We start from the raw sequence: 22,240 nt of genomic DNA, 5'->3' as shown, positions 1-22,240 counted from the left end.
TGATCAAGATACAAAAGGCTCACGGCCAATCAGACCGTGCGATCCACCGCCTGAGCTTCCAGCCATGCCTCCACCTCCGGCCAGCGGTAGCGCAAATAGCGGCCGACCTTGTGAGCTCGCGGACCCTGGTGTCGATGATTCCATATGTAGACCGTGTTCAAAGGTACGCCGAGGAAGTCGGCCAGTTCCTCAGCACTCATCAACGGACAACGGCCCTCCGTGCCACTGGCGGCTTCTGCCGCACGGGCAGTGGTTCGACGCATGGGTACTCCATAACGGCTCAGAACGGGCAGGAAAGAACCACGTGAGCGGTAGTCCGCTCCGGTGACCCACGGAACATTGACATGAAATTCCAGCCGGACCAAATAGAAGAGTTTGCGGCGAAACTCCTACAACTCTTCCGAACTCTCGAAAGAAGCCAGCGAATCCTCGGCGAGGGCTCGTCGAGGATTCGCCGACGTCTCAGCGAGGATTCGTCTAGGTGAGATCTTCCCTATCGCCCTGTACCCCTTTGCCGTGAAGATCCCAAGAATGCGTTTGACATTTTCGGCTCGTCTGGATCAACATCCCATTCACCCAGGGTGCGATGAACGGGCACACGATCTCGCCGTCGATTACGACCCTGACACGAGAGACCCCATAAAGAAACTTCAAGGCCTGCCGAAAACTAGGAGTTGCGTCCATGCCATACGACCGCTGGCACAAGTCACGCCCGAAAGCCGGAGAGTCGACCTGCAGGGAACACGGCAAGGTTCCGACGAGGGATCACGGGGCCGGGAAGCGGTGGCAGGCTCGCTGGCGTAACCAGGAAGATGTCCAGCAGACGGAGTTGTTCCGCACCGAGGCCGAAGCCCGCAGGCACGAGACCAAAATGCGGTCCGGAGTGGACGACGGGTCATACATCAACCCTCGCGCCGGAGAGGTCAGGGTCGGTGAACTCGCCCTGACGTGGCTCAAGGGGCACGAACACAAGAATCCGCGCACATACCGACGCCACAGGGAGCGGGTTCACCTACACATCGTTCCTACCGCAGTTGGGAAGATGCGCGTAAAGGACGTGAACGCGTCGTCTTTGCTGGACTGGCTGCACGACCGTCGTCGACTGCTCGAAAGTTCCACACTGCGCCTGGTCTTCGACAATCTTCGAGCGGTCTTTGACCTGGCCGTGGACGACAGCCTGATACCCAAAAATCCATGCCTCGCCAAATCGGTGCAGGACGCCAAGTCGAAGCGAGGAGGTGGCGGCCGGGCAGAGCTGACCCTGACATGGGAGGACACCGAGAAAGTCCGTGCCGAACTTCCCGACCGCTACAAGGCACTCGTCGACTGCGGTCGCGGCCTGGGCCTTCGTCAAGGAGAGATATTTGGTCTGTCACCAGAGGACATCGACTGGGCACATCCGGACGGCGCCATGGTGCACGTGCAACGGCAAGTAGTCCACGACGGCTCGTTCCTGGTATACGCCCTCCCCAAGGGCGGCGACGACGAGGACCCAAAGGACCGGTGGGTCGAACTGACCGACGACGTAGCCATCCCCCTGCGCGAGCACATGGAGAAGTACCCGCCCGTCGAGGTGACCCGGCCGTGGGGCAGGAAAGGCGGCGACCCGGTCACGGTGCAGCTGATCTTCTACACTCGAGAAAAGACCGCCATTCAGTCGAATTGGTTCAACTCCTACCGCTGGAAACCTGCTCTGGCGTCGGTCGGCCTCATTGCGCCCCTCGACCCCAATACGAAGGGACGGCGCTGGGAGAAGTCCCGCGACATGATGATGCACGCCCTCCGACACCTGTACGCGTCGATGATGATCAATGGCGGGGTAGACGTGTACACACTCGCGGATCGGCTCGGACACGCCGATCCTGCGTTTACTCTGCGTAAGTACGTGCACCGGATCGTGGGAGCCGGTTCCAAAATCCGCATCGCGGTCCGGAGCGCCTACACAAGGGCCGCGTGACTGCTGCACTGTTCGGCTTGTGCAACGACCGTGCAAGATGATCTTCGGGCGGGTTCGTTTGTGCAGGTCAGAGACGTCGTATAGGAGTTCCGCGACATCTGAGGCGGGCGCGGGCGCGGATCGGTTACCGGTCCGTGAGGAGGCTGTCCGCCGGGGCGGTGGTGAAGTAGTCCGCGTCCTTGGGGCGTTTGAGGGAGGCGCCCTGGGGGCGGCGGGCCGGTTCCAGGTGGGGTATGTACTTGGAGCAGTGGATGTACGCCTCGACAACGGTGATCTGGACCCAGAGTTCGGGCTGCCGTCCCGGCGCCGTGTCGACCGGTATCAGCGGGTTGGCCTGGTGCGCGGCGCGGAATTCCTGGTCGCCGAGCAGCCGGGCCGTTCCGTTGATGTGCAGTCCGATGTGGTCCTGGGCGAAGTCCATGAACAGCAGCCCTATGTGCGGGTTTTCCACCATGTTGCCGGCGCTCGCCATGACGCCGTTCCCGCGGTACTCCGGGTAGGCGAGGGTGTCGGCGTCCAGCACGGTGACGAATCCCGGCGGGCCCGCCCGGAAGCTGGAGTCGCAGTGGCCACGGGCGTCCGCTGTGGCGAGGAAGACCATCGACTGACGGCTGATGAAGTCCCGCATCACCGTGGTGAGACGGGGCCGGACCTGCCGGTCGTAGAAGGCCTCGGCGCGCTCCGAGGTGCCGAGGTGGTCTTGCAGCATGCGTTCCCCGCGGGAGGGGGCGGCGTCGTGGCTGTTCACAGGGCTGTTCACAGGTATTCGCTCTCCGGCTCGGGTGGGGCAGGTACCAGGGACGTGTTCAGGACAGGGTCACTCAGCGGGTCGTGGTGAATTCTGGCCATCGGCACTCCGTCCTGTCTCAGGATCCGGGCGGCCGCCTCGACCATGCCGGGGGGCCCGCAGAGGAACGCTTCGTGCTGGCTCCAGGGGCCGAACTCCCGCAGCACCTGCGGCAGCGTGCCCTGCCTGCCCGGTATGTGCTGGTGAGAGACCGCGGCTCGTACGGTGAGCCAGTGCTGGCGCTGAGCCATCCGCAGCATGTCGTCCAGACCATAGAGCTCTTCCGCGGTGCGGGCCCCCACAAAAAGGTCGACGTAACGGCGCATGTCGCTGTGGGCCGCTTCCTCCAGAAGGGCGCGGATCGGTGCGAGGCCGGTCCCGCCCGCGACACACACCAGGTCGCGGTCCTCTGCGGCCTCCAGCGTCATGTCGCCCTGCGGCGGTCCCAGCGTGACGACGTCACCGACGGCCGCGCGGTGGACGAGGGCACTGCTCACGCGGCCACCGGGCACGGCACGGATGTGGAAGGTGAGCGTGGAGTTCTGCCGGGGCGCGTTGGCCGGCGAGTAGTGGCGCCAGGCCTTGCGCTGCCAGGGCGTCAGTACGGATACGTACTGGCCCGCCAGGTACGGATAGGGAAGCTCCGGCTGGACGGTGATTTCGGCGATGCCGTGGCCGCGGTGTTCATGACGGACGATCTGTGCCGCCCAGGTGGCGGGGTGCGAGCGGGCGTCGTCCGCGGCGGCCGAAATCATGACCTGCGCCGCGGTGGTGTAGGCGCGGGTCCAGGCGGCCTCGACCTCGGCGGTCCACGCGGTGTCGGCGTAACGGGCCAGGGCGGCCAGCAGGCATTCGCCGACCGCGGGGTAGTGAGCCTCAAGGGCTCCGAACTTCCGGTGGTCGCGTCCCAGGAGCGTGCAGAAGCGCACGAGGTTCTCCGGGTCGTCGACCAGGTCGACTATGCGCAGCAACCCGCGCAGCAGTCTGTCCCGCTGCCCGTCCATATTGTCCGGGAAGAGCCCTCTGACCTGCGGGTAGCGCGCAAAGAGGATGGTGTAGAAGTAGACCGTCAGGTCGGCTGTATGTGGTTCGACTATCGCCAGACCGGCGCGTACGAGCGAGATTTCGCGGGCGGTCAGGGGCGTGAGCGTCATCCCGGGGGCTGAACGTGCAGGCAAGAGTCTTTGTCGCAATCGCAGGGGCCCCGCCGTTGTCGTGAGCGGGGCAGGATGTCGCACTCCTTGTGCGAGTGCATCGAGACGGACGACGGTGATGTGGAGGGTACCGTTCCGGGGCGGAGTCCGTCCCGGGTGGCCCCTGGCGGCGGTCTCGGGGCCGGGTCTCAGGGGCCGGGGGTGAATCCACCCTGGAGGCGTTCCAGGTCGGACGGGCGTACCTGGATGGCGATCAGCGCCACGATCGCGGCCAGCACGGCGAGCACCGCGGCGACGATGAACGCCGCGGAGACTCCCGAGGTGAGCACTTCGTCCGCCCACGGCGGCGGGAGTTGGCCGGTTTGCTCGAATTGTGCGCGTTCCGCCGGGTTTGCCTGCGAGAGGAAGCGCGGGACCTGGTCGTCCGCCTCATGGCGGCTGGCCGTACCGAAGACCGTGACCAGGATGGACAGGCCCAGCGAGCCGCCCACCTGCTGCGTGACGTTGAGCAGGCCCGAGGCGGCGCCCGACTCGTGCGCGGGCACGTTGGAGACCGCCATCAGCGTCAGCGAGACGAAGTTCATGCCCATGCCGAGGCTGAAGACGAGCATCGGGCCCAGGATGCTGCCCGGATACGTCGAGTGGACTTCCGTCAGGGTCAGCCAGGACAGGCCCGCCGCGGCCAGGATCGAGCCCGTCACCATGAATGGCTTCGGGCCGTACTTGGGCAGGAGCTGTGAGGCCATTCCCGCGCCCACCGCGATGACCGCGCTGACCGGGAGGAAGGCCAGACCGGCCTCCAGCGGGCTGAAGTCCATCACGTTCTGGACGAACAGCGTGAGGAAGAAGAACATGCCGAACATCGCGGCGGCGAGGGCGAGCATGATGCCGTACGTGCCCGCCCGGTTGCGGTCGGCGAACATGTGCAACGGCGTGATCGGCTGCCTGGAGCGACGCTCCACCAGGAAGAAGACGGCGAGCAGTACCACCGCGGCGCCGAAGGACGCCAGCGTGTAGCCGTCGCTCCAGCCGTCCTGTGCCGCCCGGATGAAGCCGTAGACCAGGCACACCATCCCGAGAGTGGAGGTCAGGGCTCCGGTGACGTCGAAGTTGCCGGGATGCCGCTCGGACTCCTTGATCACGCGGGGCGTGGCGACGGCGATGAGCAGCCCGATCGGTACGTTCACGAACAGCACCCAGCGCCAGTCGAGCCATTCGACGAGCATGCCGCCGGCCAGCAGGCCGATCGCGCCGCCGCCCGCGGAGACCGCGGCGAAGACACCGAACGCGCGGTTGCGGGCCGGGCCTTCGGTGAAGGTGGTGGCGATCAGGGCGAGCGCGGTCGGTGACGCGATGGCGCCGCCGACGCCCTGGAGGGCGCGCGCGGCGAGGAGTTGGCCCGCGTTCTGCGCGAGACCGCCGAGCAGGGAGGCGAGGACGAACAGCAGGACGCCGAAGATGAAGACCCTTCGGCGGCCGAGGATGTCACCGGCGCGGCCGCCGAGGAGCAGCAGTCCGCCGAAGGTCAGCGTGTAGGCATTGACCACCCACGAAAGGCTCGTGGTGGAGAATGCGAGATCGCTCTGAATGTGTGGCAGAGCGATATTCACGATGGTGATGTCGAGGACCACCATCAGCTGGCACGAGGCGATGACCAGCAGGGCCAGGCCGTTCTTGCCACCCGGGCCCCGGTCGGCTGCCGTCGGTTGCGCTGGTGTCGGTTGTGGAGTCGTCATGAGGCGTGGCCCTCACGAGAGGCACACTGGTGGGCGGTTTCGCCCACCATTCGACCGTACGGCAGGGGCCCGCGGCCCACCACTCGACCAGCCCACTCCGCCTCAGTGCCCCCTCAGTGCCCCCTCAGCGGCGCAGAAGGCGGGTGGTCAGTGCTTCGCGCGCGGCCGGCCACTCGTCTTGCAGCATCGAGTACACGACGGTGTCGCGCACGGTCCCGTCCGGCCTGGTCCGGTGGCTGCGCAGGACACCCTCGTGCCGCGCGCCGAGTCGTTCGATGGCCCGCTGCGAGCGCTCGTTGCGGTGGTCGGTGTGCCAGGTGACGCGCCGCGCGCCGAGGTCGTCGAAGGCGCGGCCGAGGAGCAGCAGCTTGGCCTCGGTGTTGATGCCGGTGCGGTGGTAGCGGGTGCCGAGCCAGGTCGAGCCGATGGCGATGCCCCGGTCGGCCGGCGTTATCTCGTAGTACGAGGTGGAGCCCGCCACTTCGCCGGTGGCGACGTCGATCTGCGCGAGCGCGATGCTGTCGCCCTCCTCCTGCTTCTCCAGCAGTTCCTCGATGATCTTCCGCATCCCGGCGGCGTCGGCGGGCTGCTTCTTGGACAGCCAGGTCCAGATGTCGGGGTCCTTGAGCGCGTCGAAGAGTCCCTCGGCGTGATCGGTGGTCAGCGGCTCCAGGCGCACGTAACGGCCGGTGAGAGTGGGGCGTTCGAACCAGGCGCTGCTGCTCATTGGATTCCTCATTCCCGGCCATATACGTGACCAAATCCGGAGGTGGCGCTCGTCGCGCTCGCGTTCGAGGGTGGTTCAGATGGTGGGACGAGCCGATGCGACCCCCCACACGCATAGCCTCACATCCCACCAATCCCTACGCCCGTCGCCGGCTATGAAGTCCGGGTACGGGCCCAGGCAGAAGAAGTAGCGCCGCGCGCCCTGCGGGAGTTCACCGCGTTTCGGCGATGAAGTCCCGCAGGGTCGCGGACAGTACCTCCGGCTGGTCCTCGGCGATCAGCGTGCAGCTGTCCTCGATCTCGACGAGCCGCCCCTGCGGCAGTACGTCGGCCAGCCCGCGCCCGTGGGCGCGCGGCATCATCCGGTCCTCCGTCGCCCACACCACGAGCGCCGGCTTGTCGAACTTCCGCAGCCCGTCGACCGCCTCAAGCAGCTCGCTCTTGCGTACGCCCTTGTTGTAGCGGCGGAAGTCGGCGCGGATGGCCGGGTCGGTGAGGAGCGGCTTCAGCCAGCCTTCGAGGATCTCGTCGGGTACGGGCCGCTTGGTGAGCGCACCGAGGCCGATGGGCAGGCGCCGCAGCGGGCGCAGGGCGAGCGTACGGGCGAGGAGGGTGATGCCTCCCGGTACCTTGCAGGCCAGCGAGATCATCTTGCCGGGTACGCCGGGCGGGTAGTTGTCGAAGGCCTCGCACGAGGTGAGGACGAGCCTGGCGAGGCGTTCGGGGTGCCTGGCGGCGACGCTCTGGGCGCGGCCGCAGTCGTTCTCGACGAGCGTGACGTCGCTCAGATCCAGACGCTCCAGGAATTCGGCGATCAGCTCCACAACGGAGTCGGGGTTCAGCGGCATGTCCGGCCGCATCGGCGTGCGGTGCGAGCCGTACGGAAGCGTCGGGACCACGCAGCGGTGATCGGTCCGCAGATTCGCGACGACCCTGCGCCAGACGGTGGCGTCGTGGACCAGACCGTGCAGCAGTACGACGACGGGTGCCGGGCCCCCGGTGTCCTCGTACTCGACGGTTCCCGCGGTGAGTTGGATCTCTGGCATGAACGCCCCCTGCTCCAGTAACCGGATCGGCTCACGATGCCACGCCGGGTGCTCAGGGCAGTACGGCGACCCCGTCCAGCTCGACCAGTGCCTGCTCGTCCCAGAGGCGGACCACGCCGATCACCGCCATCGCGGGGTAGTCGCGGCCGGCCAGCCGGCTCCAGATGTGGCCCAGTTCGGGAGCGTGGGCGCGGTAGTCGGTGACATCGGTGGCGTAGACGGTGACGCGGGCCAGGTCGGCGGTGGCGCCGCCGGCGGCGTGCAGCGCCGTGAGGAGGTTGCTGAGCGCCTTCTCGAACTGGGCCGGGAGCGTATCGCCGACGACCTTGCCGTCCGTGTCCAGTGACGTCTGCCCCGCCAGGAAGACCAGCCGGGACCCGGTGGCGGTGACCGCGTGCGAGAAACCGGTGGGCGGGGAGAGCTCGGCCGGGTTGACGCGTTGCAGGTGGTGCGGGCGGTGCGGAAGGTGCGGGCTGTGCAGGGTCATCGGTACAGCTCCTTCGCGATGATCGTGCGCTGGACCTCGGTCGCGCCTTCGTAGATACGGGGCGCGCGCACCTCGCGGTAGAGGTGTTCGAGGAGGTGGCCGCGCTGGAGGGCGCGGGCACCGTGCAGCTGGACCGCGGCGTCGACGACGTACTGCGCGGTCTCGGTGGCGAACAGTTTCGCCATCGCGGCGCGCCGCGGGACGCCGGGTGCGCCCGCATCGTAGGCGGAGGCCGCGGCGTACACGAGCAGGCGCGCGGCCTCCGTGCGGGTCGCCATCTCGGCGACCTGGTGGGCCACCGACTGGAGGTCCTTGAGCGGCCCACCGAAGGCGGAGCGGCTCGCGGTGTGCGCGACGGCCGCGTCGAGGGCGGCCTGCGCCATGCCGACGGCGAAGGCGCCGACGCTGGGCCGGAAGAGGTTGAGGGTGTCCATGGCCACGCGGAAGCCGCGGTCCACCTCGCCGATCACGTCGGCACGGGTGACGGGTACGCCGTCGAAGGCCAGCGCCCCGATGGGGTGCGGCGAGAGCATGTCGAGCGGGGTGCCGGTGAGGCCGGGGCGTCCGGCCGGGACCAGGAACGCGGTGATGCCGCGGGCGCCCGCCCCCTCGGTGGTCAGGGCGAACACGGTGTAGAAGTCGGCCTCGGGCGCGTTGGAAATCCAGCACTTCTCACCGAAGAGGCGCCATCCCTCACCCTCCGGTACGGTCTGGAGCGAGAGCGCCGCGGCGTCCGATCCGGCGCCCGGCTCACTGAGCGCGAAGGCGGCGACCGCACGTCCCGCGGTCACTTCTGGCAGCCAGCGCGCCCGCTGTTCGTCCGTGCCCGCCCTGGCCACGGGACTGGCTCCGAGCCCTTGCAGGGCGAGGGCGGTCTCGGCCTCGGTACAGGCGCGGGCGAGGGATTCACGCATCAGGCACAGGTCGAGGGCCCCTGAGTCGAACAGGCGTGCAAGCAGGCCGTGTTCTCCGAGGGCGGCGACCAACGGGCGGTTCACCCTGCCCTGTTCCCCCTTCTCGGCGAGAGGGCGCAGATGGCCGGCGGCGAGGGCGCGCAGTCGCTCGCACCACTCCAGTTGCTGAGGTTCCAGCGCGAATCCCGTCATGTCCTCGCACCTCGCTCTCATTTCGACATTCGCTCTTATCGCGAACTGTTGACTGTCGTCACCCAAACGATACGCTCAAGAGGCGACAAGGGGGCGATCCCGTCATGGAGCTGAAGACCTCAGCGCACATCGATACCTTTCCCCGCGAACAGCTTCCGCCCGCTCATCAGTGGCCGCAGCTGCTCCTCGACCGTCCTGAGCTGCGCTATCCCGACCGGCTCAACTGCGGGGCAGAGCTGTTGGACCGTACGGTCGAACGCCTCGGCCCGGACCGGCCCGTCTTCCGTACCGCCGCCGGCGAGGTCTGGACGTACGGCGAACTGCTCGGCCGCGCCGACCGCATCGCGCACGTCCTCACCACCGACCTCGGCATCGTGCCCGGCAACCGCGTCCTGCTGCGCGGACCCACCACACCGTGGCTGGCGGCCTGCTGGCTCGCGGTGATGAAGGCGGGCGCGGTGGCGGTGACGGTGCTGGCGCAGCAGCGGGCGTCCGAGCTGGCGACGATGTGCGAGATCGCGCGGGTCGGCCACGCCCTGTGCGACGTACGGGCGGTCGACGACCTGGTGAAGGCCGAGGTGCCGGGGCTGCGCGTCACGGCGTACGGCGGCGACGCGCCCGACGATCTGCTGCGGGCGGCGGCCGGCAAGCCGTCGCGGTACGCCGCCGTGGAGACGTCCGCCGACGATGTCGCGCTGATCGCCTTCACCTCGGGGACGACGGGGCGCCCCAAGGGCTGCATGCACTTCCACCGCGATGTGCTGGCGGTCGCCGACACCTTCTCGCGCCATGTGCTGAAGCCGGAGCCCGAGGACGTGTTCGCGGGCAGTCCGCCGCTCGGCTTCACGTTCGGGCTCGGCGGCCTGGTGATCTTCCCGATGCGGGTGGGCGCGTCGGCGCTGCTGCTCGAACAGGCGGGACCCAGGCAGCTGCTGCCGGCGCTCGCCGAGCACCGGGTGTCGGTGCTGTTCACCGCTCCGACGGCGTACCGGGCCATGCTCGACGACCTCGACGGGTACGACCTGAGCGCCCTGCGCCGCTGCGTTTCGGCGGGTGAGAATCTGCCCGCCGCGACGTGGCAGGCCTGGTACGAACGCACCGGGCTGCGCATCATCAACGGCATCGGCGCGACCGAGCTGCTGCACATCTTCATCTCGGCGGCGGACGAGGCGGTCAGGCCGGGTACGACGGGGGTTCCCGTGCCGGGCTGGGAGGCGCGGGTGATCGACAGCTCCGGCCTTCCCGTGCCCGACGGCGAGCCGGGGCTGCTGGCGGTGCGCGGGCCCGTGGGCTGCCGCTACCTCGCGGACGACCGCCAGACGGAGTACGCGCGGGACGGCTGGAACCTCACCGGCGACACCTACGTCCGCGAGCCCGACGGCTATTTCCGCTATGTCGCCCGCGCCGACGACATGATCATCTCGGCCGGGTACAACATCGCGGGCCCGGAGGTCGAGGACGCGCTGCTGCGCCATCCGGATGTGCTGGAGGCGGCGGTCGTGGGCCGGACCGACGAGCTGCGCGGCCAGGTGGTCGTGGCGTACGCCGTCCTGCGGGACGGAGTCGTGCGCGGGGAAGCGACCGTGGCGGTGCTGCGCGACTTCGTCAAGGCCGAGCTGGCGCCGTACAAGTGCCCGCGCGACATCGTCTTCCTCGACGCCCTTCCCCGCACGCCGACCGGAAAGCTCCAGCGCTTCCGGCTGCGGGCGGCCGTAGAGTGATCAGGTGGCCGAGCAGCACACCCCCCGTTCCCTGATCGTCTCCCTCTACGGCGCGTACGGACGCACCCCAGGGGGAGGCGGGGAACCCATGCCGGTGGCCGAGCTCATCCGGTTGCTGGCCGCCGTCGGTGTCGACGCGCCTTCGGTGCGCTCGTCGGTGTCCCGGCTCAAGCGGCGCGGGCTGCTCGTCGCCGCCCGTACGCCGGGGGGCGCCGCCGGATACGCGCTGTCCGACGACGCCCACCAGCTCCTGGACGACGGCGACCGCCGCATCTACGAGCACCCGGCGCCGCAGCTGTCGGAGGGCTGGGTGCTGGCGGTCTTCTCGGTGCCCGAGTCCGAGCGCGCCAAGCGTCACGTGCTGCGCTCCCGTCTCGCCCGCCTCGGCTTCGGGTCGGCGGCGCCGGGGGTGTGGATCGCGCCCGCGCGGCTGTACGAGGAGACGCGCCACACGCTGGAGCGCCTGCAGCTCGCTCCGTACGTCGATCTGTTCCGGGGGGACCACCTCGGCTTCGCGGCGACGGAGGAGTCGGTGGCGCGGTGGTGGGACCTGACGGCGATCGCCAAGCAGCACGAGCAGTTCCTGGATCTGCACGAGCCGGTGCTGCGGGCGTGGGTGGCGCGGGGTGAGGAGACGCCGCCGGATCCGGAGCACGCCTACCGGGACTACCTGCTGGCGCTCGACTCCTGGCGCCGTCTGCCGTACGCCGATCCCGGCCTCCCGGCCGAGCTGCTGCCGGCGGACTGGCCGGGTGTGCGGTCGGCGAAGGTGTTCGCGGAGCTGCACGCGCGGCTGCGGGACGCGGGGGCGGAGTTCGTGCACGGTGACGGTGGCTGAACCTGCTGGCCACTGGGCACCATGTGGCGCTGCTGACCGTGGCCGAGACGCTGCGCCGGCGCGGCAGCGACGCGTACGGCGAAGGCGCCCCCCGGTACGGCTGGTGGCGCGGCGCAGACGGCGCCGTGGCGGGGGCGCTGCTGTGGACGCCGCCGCACGCGGTGCTGGTGGGGGCCGTGCCGGCGGAGGCGGTGGGGCCGCTGGCGGAGGCGTGCGTGGCGCTCGGCAGGCCGGCGGTCAGTGCCTAGCAGAGCGGTGGTGACTAGCTGCTCCCACGCGGTCGTCGGCGTGGCTCCGGGCGCGGTGGCTTGGGTTGGCGTGCCTTCTGGGGCGGGGCCTTGCGCGGCATGGCTTCCGGGGCGCTGGGGTCGGTGCCGCGCCGGGGCGTCTCCTCGGGCGTCGAACGTTCGGGTAAGTCGGGTTCTTCTGGGTGGTTGCGTTCACCGCCCTGCGGGGAGCGCCCCGACACGTCCCCTCCTGGCACCGTAGCTTGGGATGCCGTGGATTCCGTTGCCCCCTGGACGTCCGGGGGCGAGGTGCGGCTGCTGGTTTATACGCCGCCCCAGTGGCGGGGGTAAGCGGGGGCGGGTGAGGTGCTCCTGTTCATGGACCTCGCGAACCCGACGAGCAACGGCGTGTACCGGCGCGTCGGGTACGGGCCGTGGCGGACCGGGTCGAGCTCGCGGTGGCGGGTTAGCGCGTCCCGTCGCCTGCGGCGGGCCTTATCCCCCCACCCCGCCCCTTCCCGCTGTGACACTTTGCGCCTCCGCCGCGTGGGGGCGCTGCCCCAGACCCCGCTCCTCAATCGCCGGAGGGGCTGAGAGTTGCCGCAAGCGGCAAAATCCAGCCCGGCCGGCGTTTGAGGCCACGCCCGCAGGGCGTCCCGGGGGTCTGGCGGCATGCCCCCAGCTTCGGGAAGGCGCGGGTAGGGGAAAGCCCCGCAGGGCCCCGCCCTCACGTCAGGCTCAGCCTCGGCTTCGGCGCGTCCGTGCGCCCCGTCGGCGGGGTGCGGCTGCCCGCCCGGTACGGCAACGGCCACGGCGCGCCCGGGCCCGTGTAGCCCTGCTCGGCCGCCGCGTGCAGCGTCCAGTGCGGGTCGTACAGGTGCGGGCGCGCCAGCGCGCAAAGGTCCGCGCGCCCCGCCAGCAGCAGCGAATTCACGTCGTCCCAGGACGAGATCGCGCCGACCGCGACGACCGGCACGCCCACCGCGTTGCGGATGCGGTCGGCGTACGGCGTCTGGTACGAACGGCCGTACTCCGGCTCTTCGTCCGCGACGACCTGCCCGGTCGAGACGTCGATCGCGTCGGCCCCGTGCGCGGCGAAAGCGCGGGCGATCTCCACCGCGTCCTCGGCCGACGTACCGCCCTGCGCCCAGTCCGTGGCGGAGATACGGACGGTCATCGGCCGCTCGTGGGGCCAGACGTCGCGTACCGCGTCGAACACCTCCAAGGGGAAGGCGAGGCGGCCGGCGAGGGAACCGCCGTAGGCGTCCGTCCGTTGGTTGGTGAGGGGGGAGAGGAAGCCGGAGAGCAGGTAGCCGTGCGCGCAGTGCAGTTCGAGGAGGTCGAAGCCGCAGTCGGCCGCGCGCCTCGCCGCCGATACGAACTGTTCGCGGATGCCGGTGAGCCCGTCCCGGTCGAGCTCGCGCGGGATCTGGTTGACGCCCGCGCGGTACGGCAGCGGGGAGGCGGCCGCGACGGGCCAGTTGCCGTCGTCGAGTGGCTGGTCGATGCCCTCCCACATCACCCGCGTCGAGCCCTTGCGGCCCGAGTGGCCGAGCTGGACGCCGACGGCCGTGCCGGGCGACCGCTCGTGCACGAAATCGGTGATCCGGCGCCAGGCGGCGGCCTGTTCCGCCGTGTACAGGCCGGCGCAGCCGGGCGTGATGCGCCCCTCCGGGCTGACGCACACCATCTCGGTCATGACCAGGCCCGCTCCCCCGAGGGCCCGCGCGCCCAGGTGGACGAGGTGGAAGTCACCGGGGAGACCGTCGGCCGCCGAGTACATGTCCATGGGTGATACGACGACCCGGTTGCGCAGGGTCAGGCCGCGCAGCCGGAAGGGGGTGAACATCGGGGGTGTGCCGGGCGGGCAGCCGAAGTCGTCCTCGACGGCGCCGGTGAAGGCCGCGTCGCGCAGCCGCAGGTTGTCGTGGGTGACGCGGCGGCTGCGGGTGAGCAGGTTGAAGGCGAACTGCCGTGGCGGCTGATCGAGATACGTCCCGAGCTCCTCGAACCAGCGCAGGCTGGCGGCCGCCGCGCGTTGCGTGGACGCGACGACGGGGCGGCGCTCGCTCTCGTACGCCGCCAGGGCGGCCGGCAGGTCGGGCTGCTCCTCGACGCACGCGGCCAGCGCCAGGGCGTCCTCGACGGCGAGCTTGGTTCCCGAGCCGATGGAGAAGTGGGCGGTGTGGGCGGCGTCGCCGAGCAGGACCGTATTGCCGTAGCTCCAGCGGTCGTTGACGACGGTACGGAAGGCGATCCACGATGAGGTGTTGCCGCGCAGCGAGCGGCCGCCGAGCGCGTCGGCGAAGACCTTGGCGCAGTACGCGGTGGATTCGGCCTCGTCGCAGCGGTCGAGACCGGCGGCCCGCCAGACCTCCTGGCGCATCTCGACGATGACGGTCGACGCGTTCTTCGCGTAGGGGTAGCCGTGCAGCTGCATGACGCCGTGCTCGGTCTCGGCGATCTCGAAGCGGAACGCGTCGAAGGCGAAGTCGGCGGCGAGCCAGATGTAGCGGCAGCGGTGGGAGGTGACGCGGGGGCCGAACACATCGGCGTACGACTGACGGGTGAGGCTGTGCACGCCGTCCGCGGCGATCACCAGGTCGTACGCCGCCGACAGCTCGGCGGCGGGCGGCGCCTCCTCGCGGACGCGCAGGCCGACGCCGAGCGAGCGGCACCGCTCGTGCAGGATCTCCAGGAGCCGGCGGCGGCCGAGGGCCGCGAAGCCGTGGCCGCCGGAGGTCAGGGTCCGGCCGCGGTGGACGATGTCGATGTCGTCCCACCGTACGAACTCCTCCTGGAGCGCGCGGTAGACGACCGGGTCGGCGTGCTGGATGCCGCCGAGGGTCTCGTCGGAGAGGACGACACCGAAGCCGAAGGTGTCGTCGGGGGCGCCCCGCTCCCAGACGGTGATCTCGCGCGCCGGGTCGAGCCGTTTGAGGAGGGCGGCGGCGTAGAGCCCACCGGGCCCGCCGCCGATGACCGCGACGCGCAGCACCGGCATCGCTATCGCCCCCGCCACTTCGGGGGCCGCTTCTCCGTGAAGGCCGCGTGGAATTCGGCGTAGTCGTCGCCGTTCATCAGCAGCGCCTGGGTGGCCGCATCCAGCTCGACGGCGGCTGCGAGCGGCATGTCCAGCTCGGCGGTGAGCAGCGCCTTCGTCTGCGCGTACGCCAGGGCCGGGCCGTCGGCGAGGCGCCGGGCCAGCTCGGCGGCGCGGGTGTCCGCCTGCCCCTCCTCCGTCATTTCGCTGATCAGGCCGATCCGCTCCGCCTCGGGGGCGCGCACCGGATCGCCGAGCATCAGCAGCCGGGTGGCGTGCCCGAGCCCGACGACGCGCGGCAGCAGGTACGCCGCGCCCATGTCGCCGCCCGAGAGGCCGACCTTGGTGAAGAGGAAGGCGAAACGCGCGGAGGGGTCGGCGATCCGGAAGTCGGCGGCGAGGGCGAGGACTGCGCCCGCGCCGGCCGCCACCCCGTGCACGGCGGCGATCACCGGGAAGGGGCATTCGCGCAGCGCCCGTACGACCTGCCCGGTCATCCGGTTGAAGTCGAGGAGCTGGGCGGTGTCCATGGCGAGCGTGGCGCCGATGATCTCGTCGACGTCGCCGCCCGAGCAGAAGCCGCGCCCCTCGCCGCCGAGGACCAGGGCGCGCACGGCGCGCTCGCGGGCCAGCTCGGCGAGGAGGTCACGCAGGTCGGCGTACGCGCCGAAGGTCAGCGCGTTGAGTTTCTCCGGCCGGGCCAGGGTGACGGTGGCGACGCCGTCCTCGATGGTCAGCCGCAGGTGGTGCCAGTGCTCGGTGCGCGGTGCTGAGCCGGGAAAGGGGCTCATGGGGCCGGGCCTCCTTCAGCCGTGCGGCTGGTGCCTGCCCCTCGAAGGTATCACCGATGTGTGACTGTCGTCACGAGTGCGCGATACAGCCCCTGGCTAACGGGTGCCCGCCATGGTCGCGACGAGCACGGCCTTGATCGTGTGCATGCGGTTCTCGGCCTCGTCGAAGACGACCGAGTGGGACGATTCGAAGACCTCGTGGGTGACTTCCAGCTCGCTGAGGCCGTACTGCTCGTGGATCTCACGGCCGACCTTGGTGCCGAGGTCGTGGAAGGCCGGCAGGCAGTGCAGGAACTTCACGTCCGCGTTCCCGGTGGCGCGCAGGACGTCCATGGTCACGGCGTACGGAGCGAGGGCCTCGATCCGCTCGCCCCAGACCTCCTTGGGCACGCCCATCGACACCCAGACGTCGGTGGCGACGAAATCCGCCCCCAGCACGCCCTCGGCCACGTCCTCGGTGAGGGTGATACGGGCGCCGCTCAGCTCGGCGGCCTTGCGGGCCCGCGCGACGATCTCCTCGGCCGGCCAGTAGGCCCTGGGCGCGACGATGCGTACGTCCATACCGAGCAGGGCGCCGGTGACGAGGTAGGAGTTGCCCATGTTGAAGCCGGCGTCACCGAGGTAGGCGTAGGCGATCCGCTCCAGGGGCTTGGCGCAGTGCTCGGTCATGGTGAGCACGTCGGCGAGCATCTGGGTGGGGTGCCAGTCGTCGGTGAGCCCGTTGAAGACGGGGACGCCGGCGTACGCCGCCAGCTCTTCCACGGCGGCCTGGCTGCCGCCCCGGTATTCGATGCCGTCGAACATCCGGCCCAGCACGCGCGCCGTGTCCTTCACCGACTCCTTGTGCCCCATCTGGGAGCCGGAGGGGTCCAGGTACGTCGTCGACGCGCCCTGGTCGGCGGCGGCGACCTCGAACGCGCAGCGGGTGCGGGTGGACGTCTTCTCGAAGATCAGCGCGATGTTCTTGCCACGCAGCCGCGGCACCTCGGCGCCGGCCTTCTTGGCCGCCTTGAGCTCGGCCGCGAGGTCGATCAGGCCGCGGAACTCCCCGGCGGTGAAGTCGAGCTCCTTGAGGAGGTGGCGGCCTGCGAGGTCTGTCGCCATGGTGGCTGCTCCTGGATCGGTCGTCGGACGTCGGTCGTCGCACATGCGGGCTCGGTGGAAGTATATACAGAAGAGCGCATCACTATACGGCGTCGCGTTCAACGGGGCAGCTCATGCACCGGGGGCCTCCCCGTCCCCGGCCCAGTTCGTTGCCTTTGATCTCGATGACCTCGATGCCTTCCTTGCGCAGGTGGGTGTTGGTGGTGACGTTGCGTTCGTAGGCCACGACCACGCCCGGCTCGACCGCCAGCACATTGCAGCCGTCGTCCCACTGCTCGCGCTGGGCCGCGTGTACGTCCTGGGTGGGGGTCAGCACCCGGATGCGGTCCAGGCCGAGCGCGGCGGCGATGGCGCGGTGCATGTGCTCGGGCGGGTGGTCGGTGACCTTCAACGCGCGCTCGCCGACGCCCGGTTCGATGGTGTACGAGCGGAGCATGCCGAGTCCGGCGTACTGGGTGAAGGTGTCGCCGTCGACCATAGTCATCACCGTGTCAAGGTGCATGAACGCCCGGTGCTTGGGCATGTCGAGCGCCACGATGGTGGTGGCCGAGCCCGCCTCGAAGAGCCCACGGGCGAGCATTTCCACCGCCTGGGGAGTGGTGCGCTCGCTCATCCCGATGAGGACGGCGCCGTTTCCGAGGACCAGGACGTCGCCGCCCTCGATGGTGGAGGGGTAGTCGGGCTGCCCCTCGGACCAGTGGTGGAAGGGGCCGGCCTCCGGGCCCGTGAAGAGCGGGTGGTGCTTGTAGATCGCCTCGAAGTGGACGGTCTCGCGCTGCCGGGCCGGCCAGCGCATCGCGTTGATGGACACACCGTCGTAGATCCAGGCGGAGGTGTCCCGCGTGAAGAGGTGGTTCGGCAGCGGCCCGAGCAGAAAGTCGTCCAGGTCCATGACGTGGAAGCGGACGGAGGTCGGCTCGCCGTGGCCCGCCAGGAACTCCCGCTTCGTCATGCCCCCGACGAGCGCCTCGACCAGATCGGCCACCGGCAGGTCGTCGAAGGCGTCGCGCAGGTGGCCGGTGGCGAGGGGGCCGTACTCCTTCTCGTTGAAGACCCGGTCGAGGACAAGGTTTTTGGCCGCCGGGATCTCCAGCGACTCGCGCAGCAGGTCACCGAAGAGGTGCACCTCTACGCCGCGGTCGCGCAGGACGTCGGCGAAACCGTCGTGCTCCTGGCGGGCGCGGCGCACCCACAGCACGTCGTCGAAGAGCAGCGCGTCCCTGTTGCTGGGGGTGAGGCGCTTGAGCTCCAGATCCGGTCGGTGGAGGATGACGCGGCGCAGCCGCCCGGTCTCGGAATCGACATGGAATCCCATGGCTCCATCCTGGCCGAGTGCGGCCGCACACGCGTCCGTACGGCGGAATGCTTTCGCTCAGAGCAGCTCGGAGGACTTCCCGGCACCGCGCGGCGCCGGGATGAGGCGGGCGCCCCGGCCGTTTTCGACCGGGGCGCCGGGCCACGCCACGTCACAGCCGTGGGTCGACCGGCTCCGACTCCAGCGCCAGGACCGCGAACACGGCCTCGTGGATCCGCCACAGCGGCTCCCCGTCGGCCAGCCGGTCCAGTGCCTCAAGGCCCAGCGCGTACTCGCGCAGGGCGAGCGAACGCTTGTGGCCGAGGAAGCGGTGGCGCAGCTTTTCGAGCTGCTCGGGGCGCGTGTACTCGGGACCGTAGATGATCCGCAGGTACTCGCGGCCGCGCACCTTGATGCCCGGCTGCACGAGCCGGTTCCTGCCGTCCCGTACGAGCGCCTCGACCGGCTTGACGACCATGCCCTCGCCGCCCCGGCTGGTCATCTCCAGCCACCAGTCGACGCCGGACTGGACGGACGCCGGGTCGCCGGTGTCGACGATCAGCCGGCGGGTGGTCCGGAGCAGCGCGGTCGGGTCGTGTTCGACCAGCCGGTCGAGCCAGGCCAGCTGCTCGTCGTGCGGTACGCCCGCGAGCGACCGCCCCTGGACGGCGAGCACCTGGAACGGTGCGAGCCGCACCCCGTCCAGCCCCTCCGTCGGCCAGCAGTAGCGCCGGTAGGCGTCGGTGAACGCGGCCGCGTCGGCGGCCCGTTCGCGCTGCGTCGCCAGCAGCCCCGCCACCTCGACACCGCGGGCCGCCGCCCCTTCGAGCGCGGCCAGGGCACCGGGAAAGACGGCCCGCGCCGCGGCGCCCACCGCGGCGTACTGGTTGCGCAGCAGCCCCGAGGCCTTGAGCGACCAAGGCATCAGCTCGGCGTCGAGCAGCAGCCAGTCGGTCTGGAGGTCGTCCCAGAGCCCGGCCTCGGTGACGGCGGTGCGCAACCGGCTGATGATCAGTTCGGTGACGGTCTCGTCATCGAAGAACGGGCGGCCGGTGCGGGTGTGGATGACACCGGTCGGACCGTCCACGCCGAACCGCTCGCGCGCCACGTCCGCGTCCCGGCAGACCAGCAGCACCGCCCGCGAGCCCATGTGCTTCTCCTCGCACACGACGCGCCCGACTCCGTCCGCCTTGTACGTCGCGAAGGCCTCGGCGGGGTGCTCCAAGTAGCCGTCGACGTGTGACGTACCGGTCGGGGACATCGTGGGCGGCAGGTAGGCGAGCAGGCGCGGGTCGACGGCGAAACGGCTCATGACTTCGAGCGCCGCCGCCGCGTTCTCCTCGCGTACGGCGACCCGTCCCATGTGCCGCGTCTCGACGACCCGGCGCCCGTGCACGTCGGCGAGGTCCAGCGGACGGCCGTCGTGCCCGCCGGGGGCCTCGGTGGTGAGTGGCTTGGCCGGCTCGTACCAGACCCGCTCGGCCGGTACGTCGACGAGCTCGCGCTCCGGCCAGCGCAGCGCGGTCATCTTGCCGCCGAAGACCGCGCCGGTGTCCAGGCAGATGGTGTTGTTGATCCAAGACGTGTTCGGAACAGGTGTGTGGCCATAGACAACAGCGGCGCGGCCGCGGTAGTCCTCGGCCCACGGGTAGCGCACGGGCAGGCCGAACTCGTCGGTCTCGCCGGTCGTGTCGCCGTAGAGCGCGTGCGAACGCACCCGGCCCGAGGTACGGCCGTGGTACTTCTCCGGCAGACCCGCGTGGCACACGACGAGGTTGCCGCCGTCGAGGACGTAGTGGCTGACGAGCCCGTCGATGAACTCCCGCACCTGCTCCTTAAAGGTGTCGTCCTCCTTCTCCAGCTGCTGGATGGTCTCGGCGAGTCCGTGCGTGTGCTGGACGTTCCTGCCCTTGAGGTAACGGCCCAGCTTGTTCTCGTGGTTCCCGGGGACGCACAGCGCGTCGCCGGAGGCGACCATGCCCATCACGCGGCGCAGAACGCCGGGGCTGTCGGGACCACGGTCCACGAGGTCGCCGACGAAGACGGCCGTACGCCCGTCGGGGTGCGACCCGTCGACGTAACCGAGCTTGGAGAGCAGGGTCTCCAGCTCGGAGCGGCAGCCGTGGATGTCGCCGATGATGTCGAAGGGGCCGGTGAGGTGGCTGAGGTCGTTGTAGCGGCGCTCCAGCACCACTTCCGCCGCGTCGACCTCCTCCACGCTGCGCAGGACGTGCACCTTGCGGAAGCCTTCGCGCTCCAGGCCCCGCAGCGAACGGCGCAGCTCGCGCCGGTGCCGCTGGATGACGTGGCGGGGCATCCCGGCCCGGTCGGGGCGTACGGAATTGCGCTGCGCGCACACCTCCTCCGGCAGGTCGAGGACGATCGCGATCGGCAGTACGTCGTACTTCCTGGCCAGCTGGACGAGCTGCTTCCTGCTCTCCTGCTGCACATTGGTCGCGTCGACGACGGTCAGGCGCCCGGCCTCCAGCCGCTTGCCCGCGATGTAGTGCAGGACGTCGAAGGCGTCACGGCTCGCGCTCTGGTCGTTCTCGTCGTCGGCGACGAGGCCCCGGCAGAAGTCGGAGGAGATGACCTCGGTGGGCTTGAAGTGCCGGTGGGCGAAGGTGGACTTGCCGGATCCGGTGGCACCGACCAGGACCACGAGGGACAGGTCGGTGACGGGAAGCGTGCGGGGGGTGGTGCTCATGCGGCTTTCGCCTCCTTCTTGTCCTGCCCGACCTGCTTGTCCTGGACGATCACGGTGAAGACGGCCATCTGGGTGGGCGGACCCACCTCAGGGTCTTCGGGCCCGACGGGCACGAACTGAACCTCGTACCCGTGCCGTTGGGCCACCCGGTCGGCCCAGCCGCGGAACTCCTCACGCGTCCACTCGAAGCGGTGGTCGCCGTGCCGTACGTGCCCGGCGGGCAGGGTCTCCCAGCGCACGTTGTACTCGACGTTCGGCGTGGTCACGAGCACGGTACGGGGCCGCGCCGAGCCGAACACGGCGTACTCCAGGGCCGGCAGCCGCGGCAGGTCGAGGTGCTCGATGACCTCGCTGAGCACGGCGGCGTCGTACCCCTTGAGCCGCTTGTCGGTGTACGTGAGAGAGCCCTGCATCAACTGCACGCGCCCGGCCTGCCGCTCACCCATCTGTTCCAGCTTCAGCCGCCGCGAGGCGATGGTCAGCGCGCGCATCGACACGTCCACACCCACGATCTCGGTGAACTTCACGTCCTTGAGCAGCGCCTGTACCAGCTGGCCCTGTCCGCAGCCCAGGTCGAGCACGCGGCTCGCCCCGGCCGCACCGAGCGCCTGGAGGATCGCGTCGCGCCGCCGCACGGCGAGCGGCACCGGCCGCTCGTCGGTGTCCGTCGTCTCGTCGACGGCGTTGTCTATCTCCTCGATCTCCAGGTCGTCGGCCTCGGCGAGGCGCACCAGTTCGAGACGTTCCATCGCCTGCCGGGTAAGGCTCCAGCGGCGCGACAGGTACCTGCTGGTGATCAGCTTCTGCTCCGGGTGCGCGGCCAGCCAGCCCTCGCCGGCCCGCAGCAGCTTGTCCACCTCGTCCGGCGCGACCCAGTAGTGCTTGGAGTCGTCCAGCACCGGCAGCAGGACGTACAGCTGACGCAGCGCTTCCGCGAGCCGCAACTCGCCCTCGAGCACCAGCTGTACGTACCGCGAGTCGCCCCACTGCGGGAACTGCTCGTCCAGCCCCACCGGCTCGGCCCGCACCGTCGTCCAGCCCAGCGGCGCGAACAGCTTCGCCACCAGCTCGGCGCCGCCCCGCGCGGGCAGCGCGGGCACCTCGATGCGCAGCGGCAGAGGAGCCCCGGCGCGCTCGGGCCGGGCGTTGCACACACCCTGCAGCGCGGTCTTGAAGACCGTGCTCAGCGCGACGGCCAGCAGCGACGACGCGGCGTACGGCCGGTCGTTGACGTACTGCGCGAGCGCGGAATCGGGTGAGCCACCGCGCCCCTTGCCTTTGCCGCGCCGCACGAGCGCCACCGGATCCACCTCCAGCAGGAGCGCGGCCGTGCACCGCTCGACGGACGCCTCGGGGTAGAGGACGTGCGCCGTGCCGTGGGAAGTGGTGAACGTCTGCGCCTTGTCGGGGTGCTTGTGCAGCAGAAAGCCGAGGTCGGTCGCGGGACGCTCCTGGTTGCCGGTAGTACTGATCGTCAGGAACACACGCCCGAGTATCGTCGGCCCGGCCCATCCCT

Annotated in this window: 18 protein-coding genes; 4 read left to right on the top strand and 14 right to left on the bottom strand. The window is 70.0% G+C overall.

Annotated features, from left to right (window positions below):
• Positions 1 to 29 precede the first annotated feature (29 nt).
• The gene (locus J7E96_RS26300) at positions 30 to 263 is read right to left on the bottom strand and encodes an AlpA family transcriptional regulator (RefSeq protein WP_215134504.1); all 234 of its coding nucleotides are present in this window, start codon (positions 261 to 263) and stop codon (positions 30 to 32) included.
• A 419-nt stretch (positions 264 to 682) separates the two neighbouring features.
• Here J7E96_RS26300 and J7E96_RS26295 point away from each other — a divergent pair, with 419 nt between their 5' ends.
• On the top strand, positions 683 to 1,957 hold the full coding sequence (locus J7E96_RS26295) for a tyrosine-type recombinase/integrase (RefSeq protein ID WP_215134502.1): 1,275 nt from the start codon (positions 683 to 685) through the stop codon (positions 1,955 to 1,957).
• Between the two features lie 124 nt (positions 1,958 to 2,081).
• Here J7E96_RS26295 and J7E96_RS26290 read toward each other — a convergent pair whose 3' ends face one another.
• The 7 genes from J7E96_RS26290 to J7E96_RS26260 form a co-directional block, all read right to left on the bottom strand.
• Positions 2,082 to 2,666, bottom strand: coding sequence for a pyridoxamine 5'-phosphate oxidase family protein (locus J7E96_RS26290; protein WP_215134526.1), 585 nt, complete (start codon positions 2,664 to 2,666; stop codon positions 2,082 to 2,084).
• A gap of 47 nt (positions 2,667 to 2,713) precedes the next feature.
• Positions 2,714 to 3,898 carry a globin domain-containing protein gene (locus J7E96_RS26285; RefSeq protein WP_215134500.1) on the bottom strand — a complete coding sequence of 395 codons (1,185 nt, stop codon included), beginning with the start codon at positions 3,896 to 3,898 and terminating at the stop codon, positions 2,714 to 2,716.
• 188 nt (positions 3,899 to 4,086) lie between these two features.
• Positions 4,087 to 5,634, bottom strand: a complete 1,548-nt coding sequence (locus J7E96_RS26280; protein WP_215134498.1) for an MFS transporter — start codon at positions 5,632 to 5,634, stop codon at positions 4,087 to 4,089.
• A gap of 124 nt (positions 5,635 to 5,758) precedes the next feature.
• The gene (locus tag J7E96_RS26275; RefSeq protein WP_215134496.1) at positions 5,759 to 6,361 is read right to left on the bottom strand and encodes a GNAT family N-acetyltransferase; all 603 of its coding nucleotides are present in this window, start codon (positions 6,359 to 6,361) and stop codon (positions 5,759 to 5,761) included.
• 211 nt (positions 6,362 to 6,572) lie between these two features.
• A complete protein-coding gene (locus tag J7E96_RS26270) occupies positions 6,573 to 7,406 on the bottom strand; it encodes an alpha/beta fold hydrolase (protein WP_215134494.1) in 834 nt (277 codons plus the stop codon).
• Positions 7,407 to 7,458: 52 nt separating this feature from the next.
• On the bottom strand, positions 7,459 to 7,893 hold the full coding sequence (locus J7E96_RS26265; RefSeq protein WP_215134492.1) for a RidA family protein: 435 nt from the start codon (positions 7,891 to 7,893) through the stop codon (positions 7,459 to 7,461).
• Entirely contained in the window at positions 7,890 to 8,999 is a 1,110-nt protein-coding gene (locus J7E96_RS26260) for an acyl-CoA dehydrogenase family protein (RefSeq protein WP_215134490.1), read from the bottom strand. The genes J7E96_RS26265 and J7E96_RS26260 overlap by 4 nt, the downstream gene beginning before the upstream one ends.
• Positions 9,000 to 9,103: 104 nt before the next feature.
• On the opposite strand from J7E96_RS26260, the gene J7E96_RS26255 reads away from it, so the two are divergent.
• Genes J7E96_RS26255 through J7E96_RS26245 form a run of 3 tightly spaced genes read left to right on the top strand, consistent with a single transcriptional unit; the run spans position 9,104 to position 11,806 of the window.
• A complete protein-coding gene (locus tag J7E96_RS26255) occupies positions 9,104 to 10,720 on the top strand; it encodes an AMP-binding protein (protein WP_215134488.1) in 1,617 nt (538 codons plus the stop codon).
• A gap of 4 nt (positions 10,721 to 10,724) precedes the next feature.
• The gene (locus tag J7E96_RS26250) at positions 10,725 to 11,558 is read left to right on the top strand and encodes a PaaX family transcriptional regulator C-terminal domain-containing protein (RefSeq protein ID WP_215134486.1); all 834 of its coding nucleotides are present in this window, start codon (positions 10,725 to 10,727) and stop codon (positions 11,556 to 11,558) included.
• 23 nt (positions 11,559 to 11,581) lie between these two features.
• Positions 11,582 to 11,806, top strand: a complete 225-nt coding sequence (locus tag J7E96_RS26245) for a hypothetical protein (RefSeq protein ID WP_215134484.1) — start codon at positions 11,582 to 11,584, stop codon at positions 11,804 to 11,806.
• A 706-nt stretch (positions 11,807 to 12,512) separates the two neighbouring features.
• On the opposite strand, the gene J7E96_RS26240 is transcribed toward J7E96_RS26245, so the two are convergent.
• The 6 genes from J7E96_RS26240 to J7E96_RS26215 form a co-directional block, all read right to left on the bottom strand.
• Positions 12,513 to 14,789, bottom strand: a complete 2,277-nt coding sequence (locus tag J7E96_RS26240; RefSeq protein ID WP_215134524.1) for a bifunctional salicylyl-CoA 5-hydroxylase/oxidoreductase — start codon at positions 14,787 to 14,789, stop codon at positions 12,513 to 12,515.
• A 2-nt stretch (positions 14,790 to 14,791) separates the two neighbouring features.
• Positions 14,792 to 15,619, bottom strand: coding sequence for an enoyl-CoA hydratase family protein (locus J7E96_RS26235; RefSeq protein ID WP_215134482.1), 828 nt, complete (start codon positions 15,617 to 15,619; stop codon positions 14,792 to 14,794).
• Positions 15,620 to 15,715: 96 nt separating this feature from the next.
• Complete coding sequence (gene argF / locus J7E96_RS26230; RefSeq protein WP_215134480.1) at positions 15,716 to 16,723, bottom strand: ornithine carbamoyltransferase; 1,008 nt, start codon at positions 16,721 to 16,723, stop codon at positions 15,716 to 15,718.
• An 82-nt stretch (positions 16,724 to 16,805) separates the two neighbouring features.
• Positions 16,806 to 18,038, bottom strand: coding sequence for an arginine deiminase (locus tag J7E96_RS26225; RefSeq protein WP_215134478.1), 1,233 nt, complete (start codon positions 18,036 to 18,038; stop codon positions 16,806 to 16,808).
• 151 nt (positions 18,039 to 18,189) lie between these two features.
• Positions 18,190 to 20,724 carry a polynucleotide kinase-phosphatase gene (locus J7E96_RS26220; protein WP_215134476.1) on the bottom strand — a complete coding sequence of 845 codons (2,535 nt, stop codon included), beginning with the start codon at positions 20,722 to 20,724 and terminating at the stop codon, positions 18,190 to 18,192.
• Positions 20,721 to 22,208, bottom strand: coding sequence for a 3' terminal RNA ribose 2'-O-methyltransferase Hen1 (locus tag J7E96_RS26215; RefSeq protein WP_215134474.1), 1,488 nt, complete (start codon positions 22,206 to 22,208; stop codon positions 20,721 to 20,723). Before J7E96_RS26215 ends, J7E96_RS26220 begins: the two co-directional genes overlap by 4 nt.
• Positions 22,209 to 22,240 lie beyond the last annotated feature (32 nt).

The sequence above is a fragment of the Streptomyces sp. ISL-96 genome (genome assembly GCF_018614035.1).
Classification (GTDB): domain Bacteria; phylum Actinomycetota; class Actinomycetes; order Streptomycetales; family Streptomycetaceae; genus Streptomyces.
Note: the sequence above shows the minus strand (reverse complement) of the source record. Positions and strands in the feature narration are given on the sequence as shown.

Excerpts from the sequence above, each read along its gene's own strand:
- J7E96_RS26300 (WP_215134504.1), bottom strand. The coding sequence starts at position 263 with ATGCGTCGAACCACTGCCCGTGCGGCAGAAGCCGCCAGTGGCACGGAG.
- J7E96_RS26295 (WP_215134502.1), top strand. The coding sequence starts at position 683 with ATGCCATACGACCGCTGGCACAAGTCACGCCCGAAAGCCGGAGAGTCG.
- J7E96_RS26290 (WP_215134526.1), bottom strand. The coding sequence starts at position 2,666 with ATGCTGCAAGACCACCTCGGCACCTCGGAGCGCGCCGAGGCCTTCTAC.
- J7E96_RS26285 (WP_215134500.1), bottom strand. The coding sequence starts at position 3,898 with ATGACGCTCACGCCCCTGACCGCCCGCGAAATCTCGCTCGTACGCGCC.
- J7E96_RS26280 (WP_215134498.1), bottom strand. The coding sequence starts at position 5,634 with ATGACGACTCCACAACCGACACCAGCGCAACCGACGGCAGCCGACCGG.
- J7E96_RS26275 (WP_215134496.1), bottom strand. The coding sequence starts at position 6,361 with ATGAGCAGCAGCGCCTGGTTCGAACGCCCCACTCTCACCGGCCGTTAC.
- J7E96_RS26270 (WP_215134494.1), bottom strand. The coding sequence starts at position 7,406 with ATGCCAGAGATCCAACTCACCGCGGGAACCGTCGAGTACGAGGACACC.
- J7E96_RS26265 (WP_215134492.1), bottom strand. The coding sequence starts at position 7,893 with ATGACCCTGCACAGCCCGCACCTTCCGCACCGCCCGCACCACCTGCAA.
- J7E96_RS26260 (WP_215134490.1), bottom strand. The coding sequence starts at position 8,999 with ATGACGGGATTCGCGCTGGAACCTCAGCAACTGGAGTGGTGCGAGCGA.
- J7E96_RS26255 (WP_215134488.1), top strand. The coding sequence starts at position 9,104 with ATGGAGCTGAAGACCTCAGCGCACATCGATACCTTTCCCCGCGAACAG.
- J7E96_RS26240 (WP_215134524.1), bottom strand. The coding sequence starts at position 14,789 with ATGCCGGTGCTGCGCGTCGCGGTCATCGGCGGCGGGCCCGGTGGGCTC.
- J7E96_RS26235 (WP_215134482.1), bottom strand. The coding sequence starts at position 15,619 with ATGAGCCCCTTTCCCGGCTCAGCACCGCGCACCGAGCACTGGCACCAC.
- argF (WP_215134480.1), bottom strand. The coding sequence starts at position 16,723 with ATGGCGACAGACCTCGCAGGCCGCCACCTCCTCAAGGAGCTCGACTTC.
- J7E96_RS26225 (WP_215134478.1), bottom strand. The coding sequence starts at position 18,038 with ATGGGATTCCATGTCGATTCCGAGACCGGGCGGCTGCGCCGCGTCATC.
- J7E96_RS26220 (WP_215134476.1), bottom strand. The coding sequence starts at position 20,724 with ATGAGCACCACCCCCCGCACGCTTCCCGTCACCGACCTGTCCCTCGTG.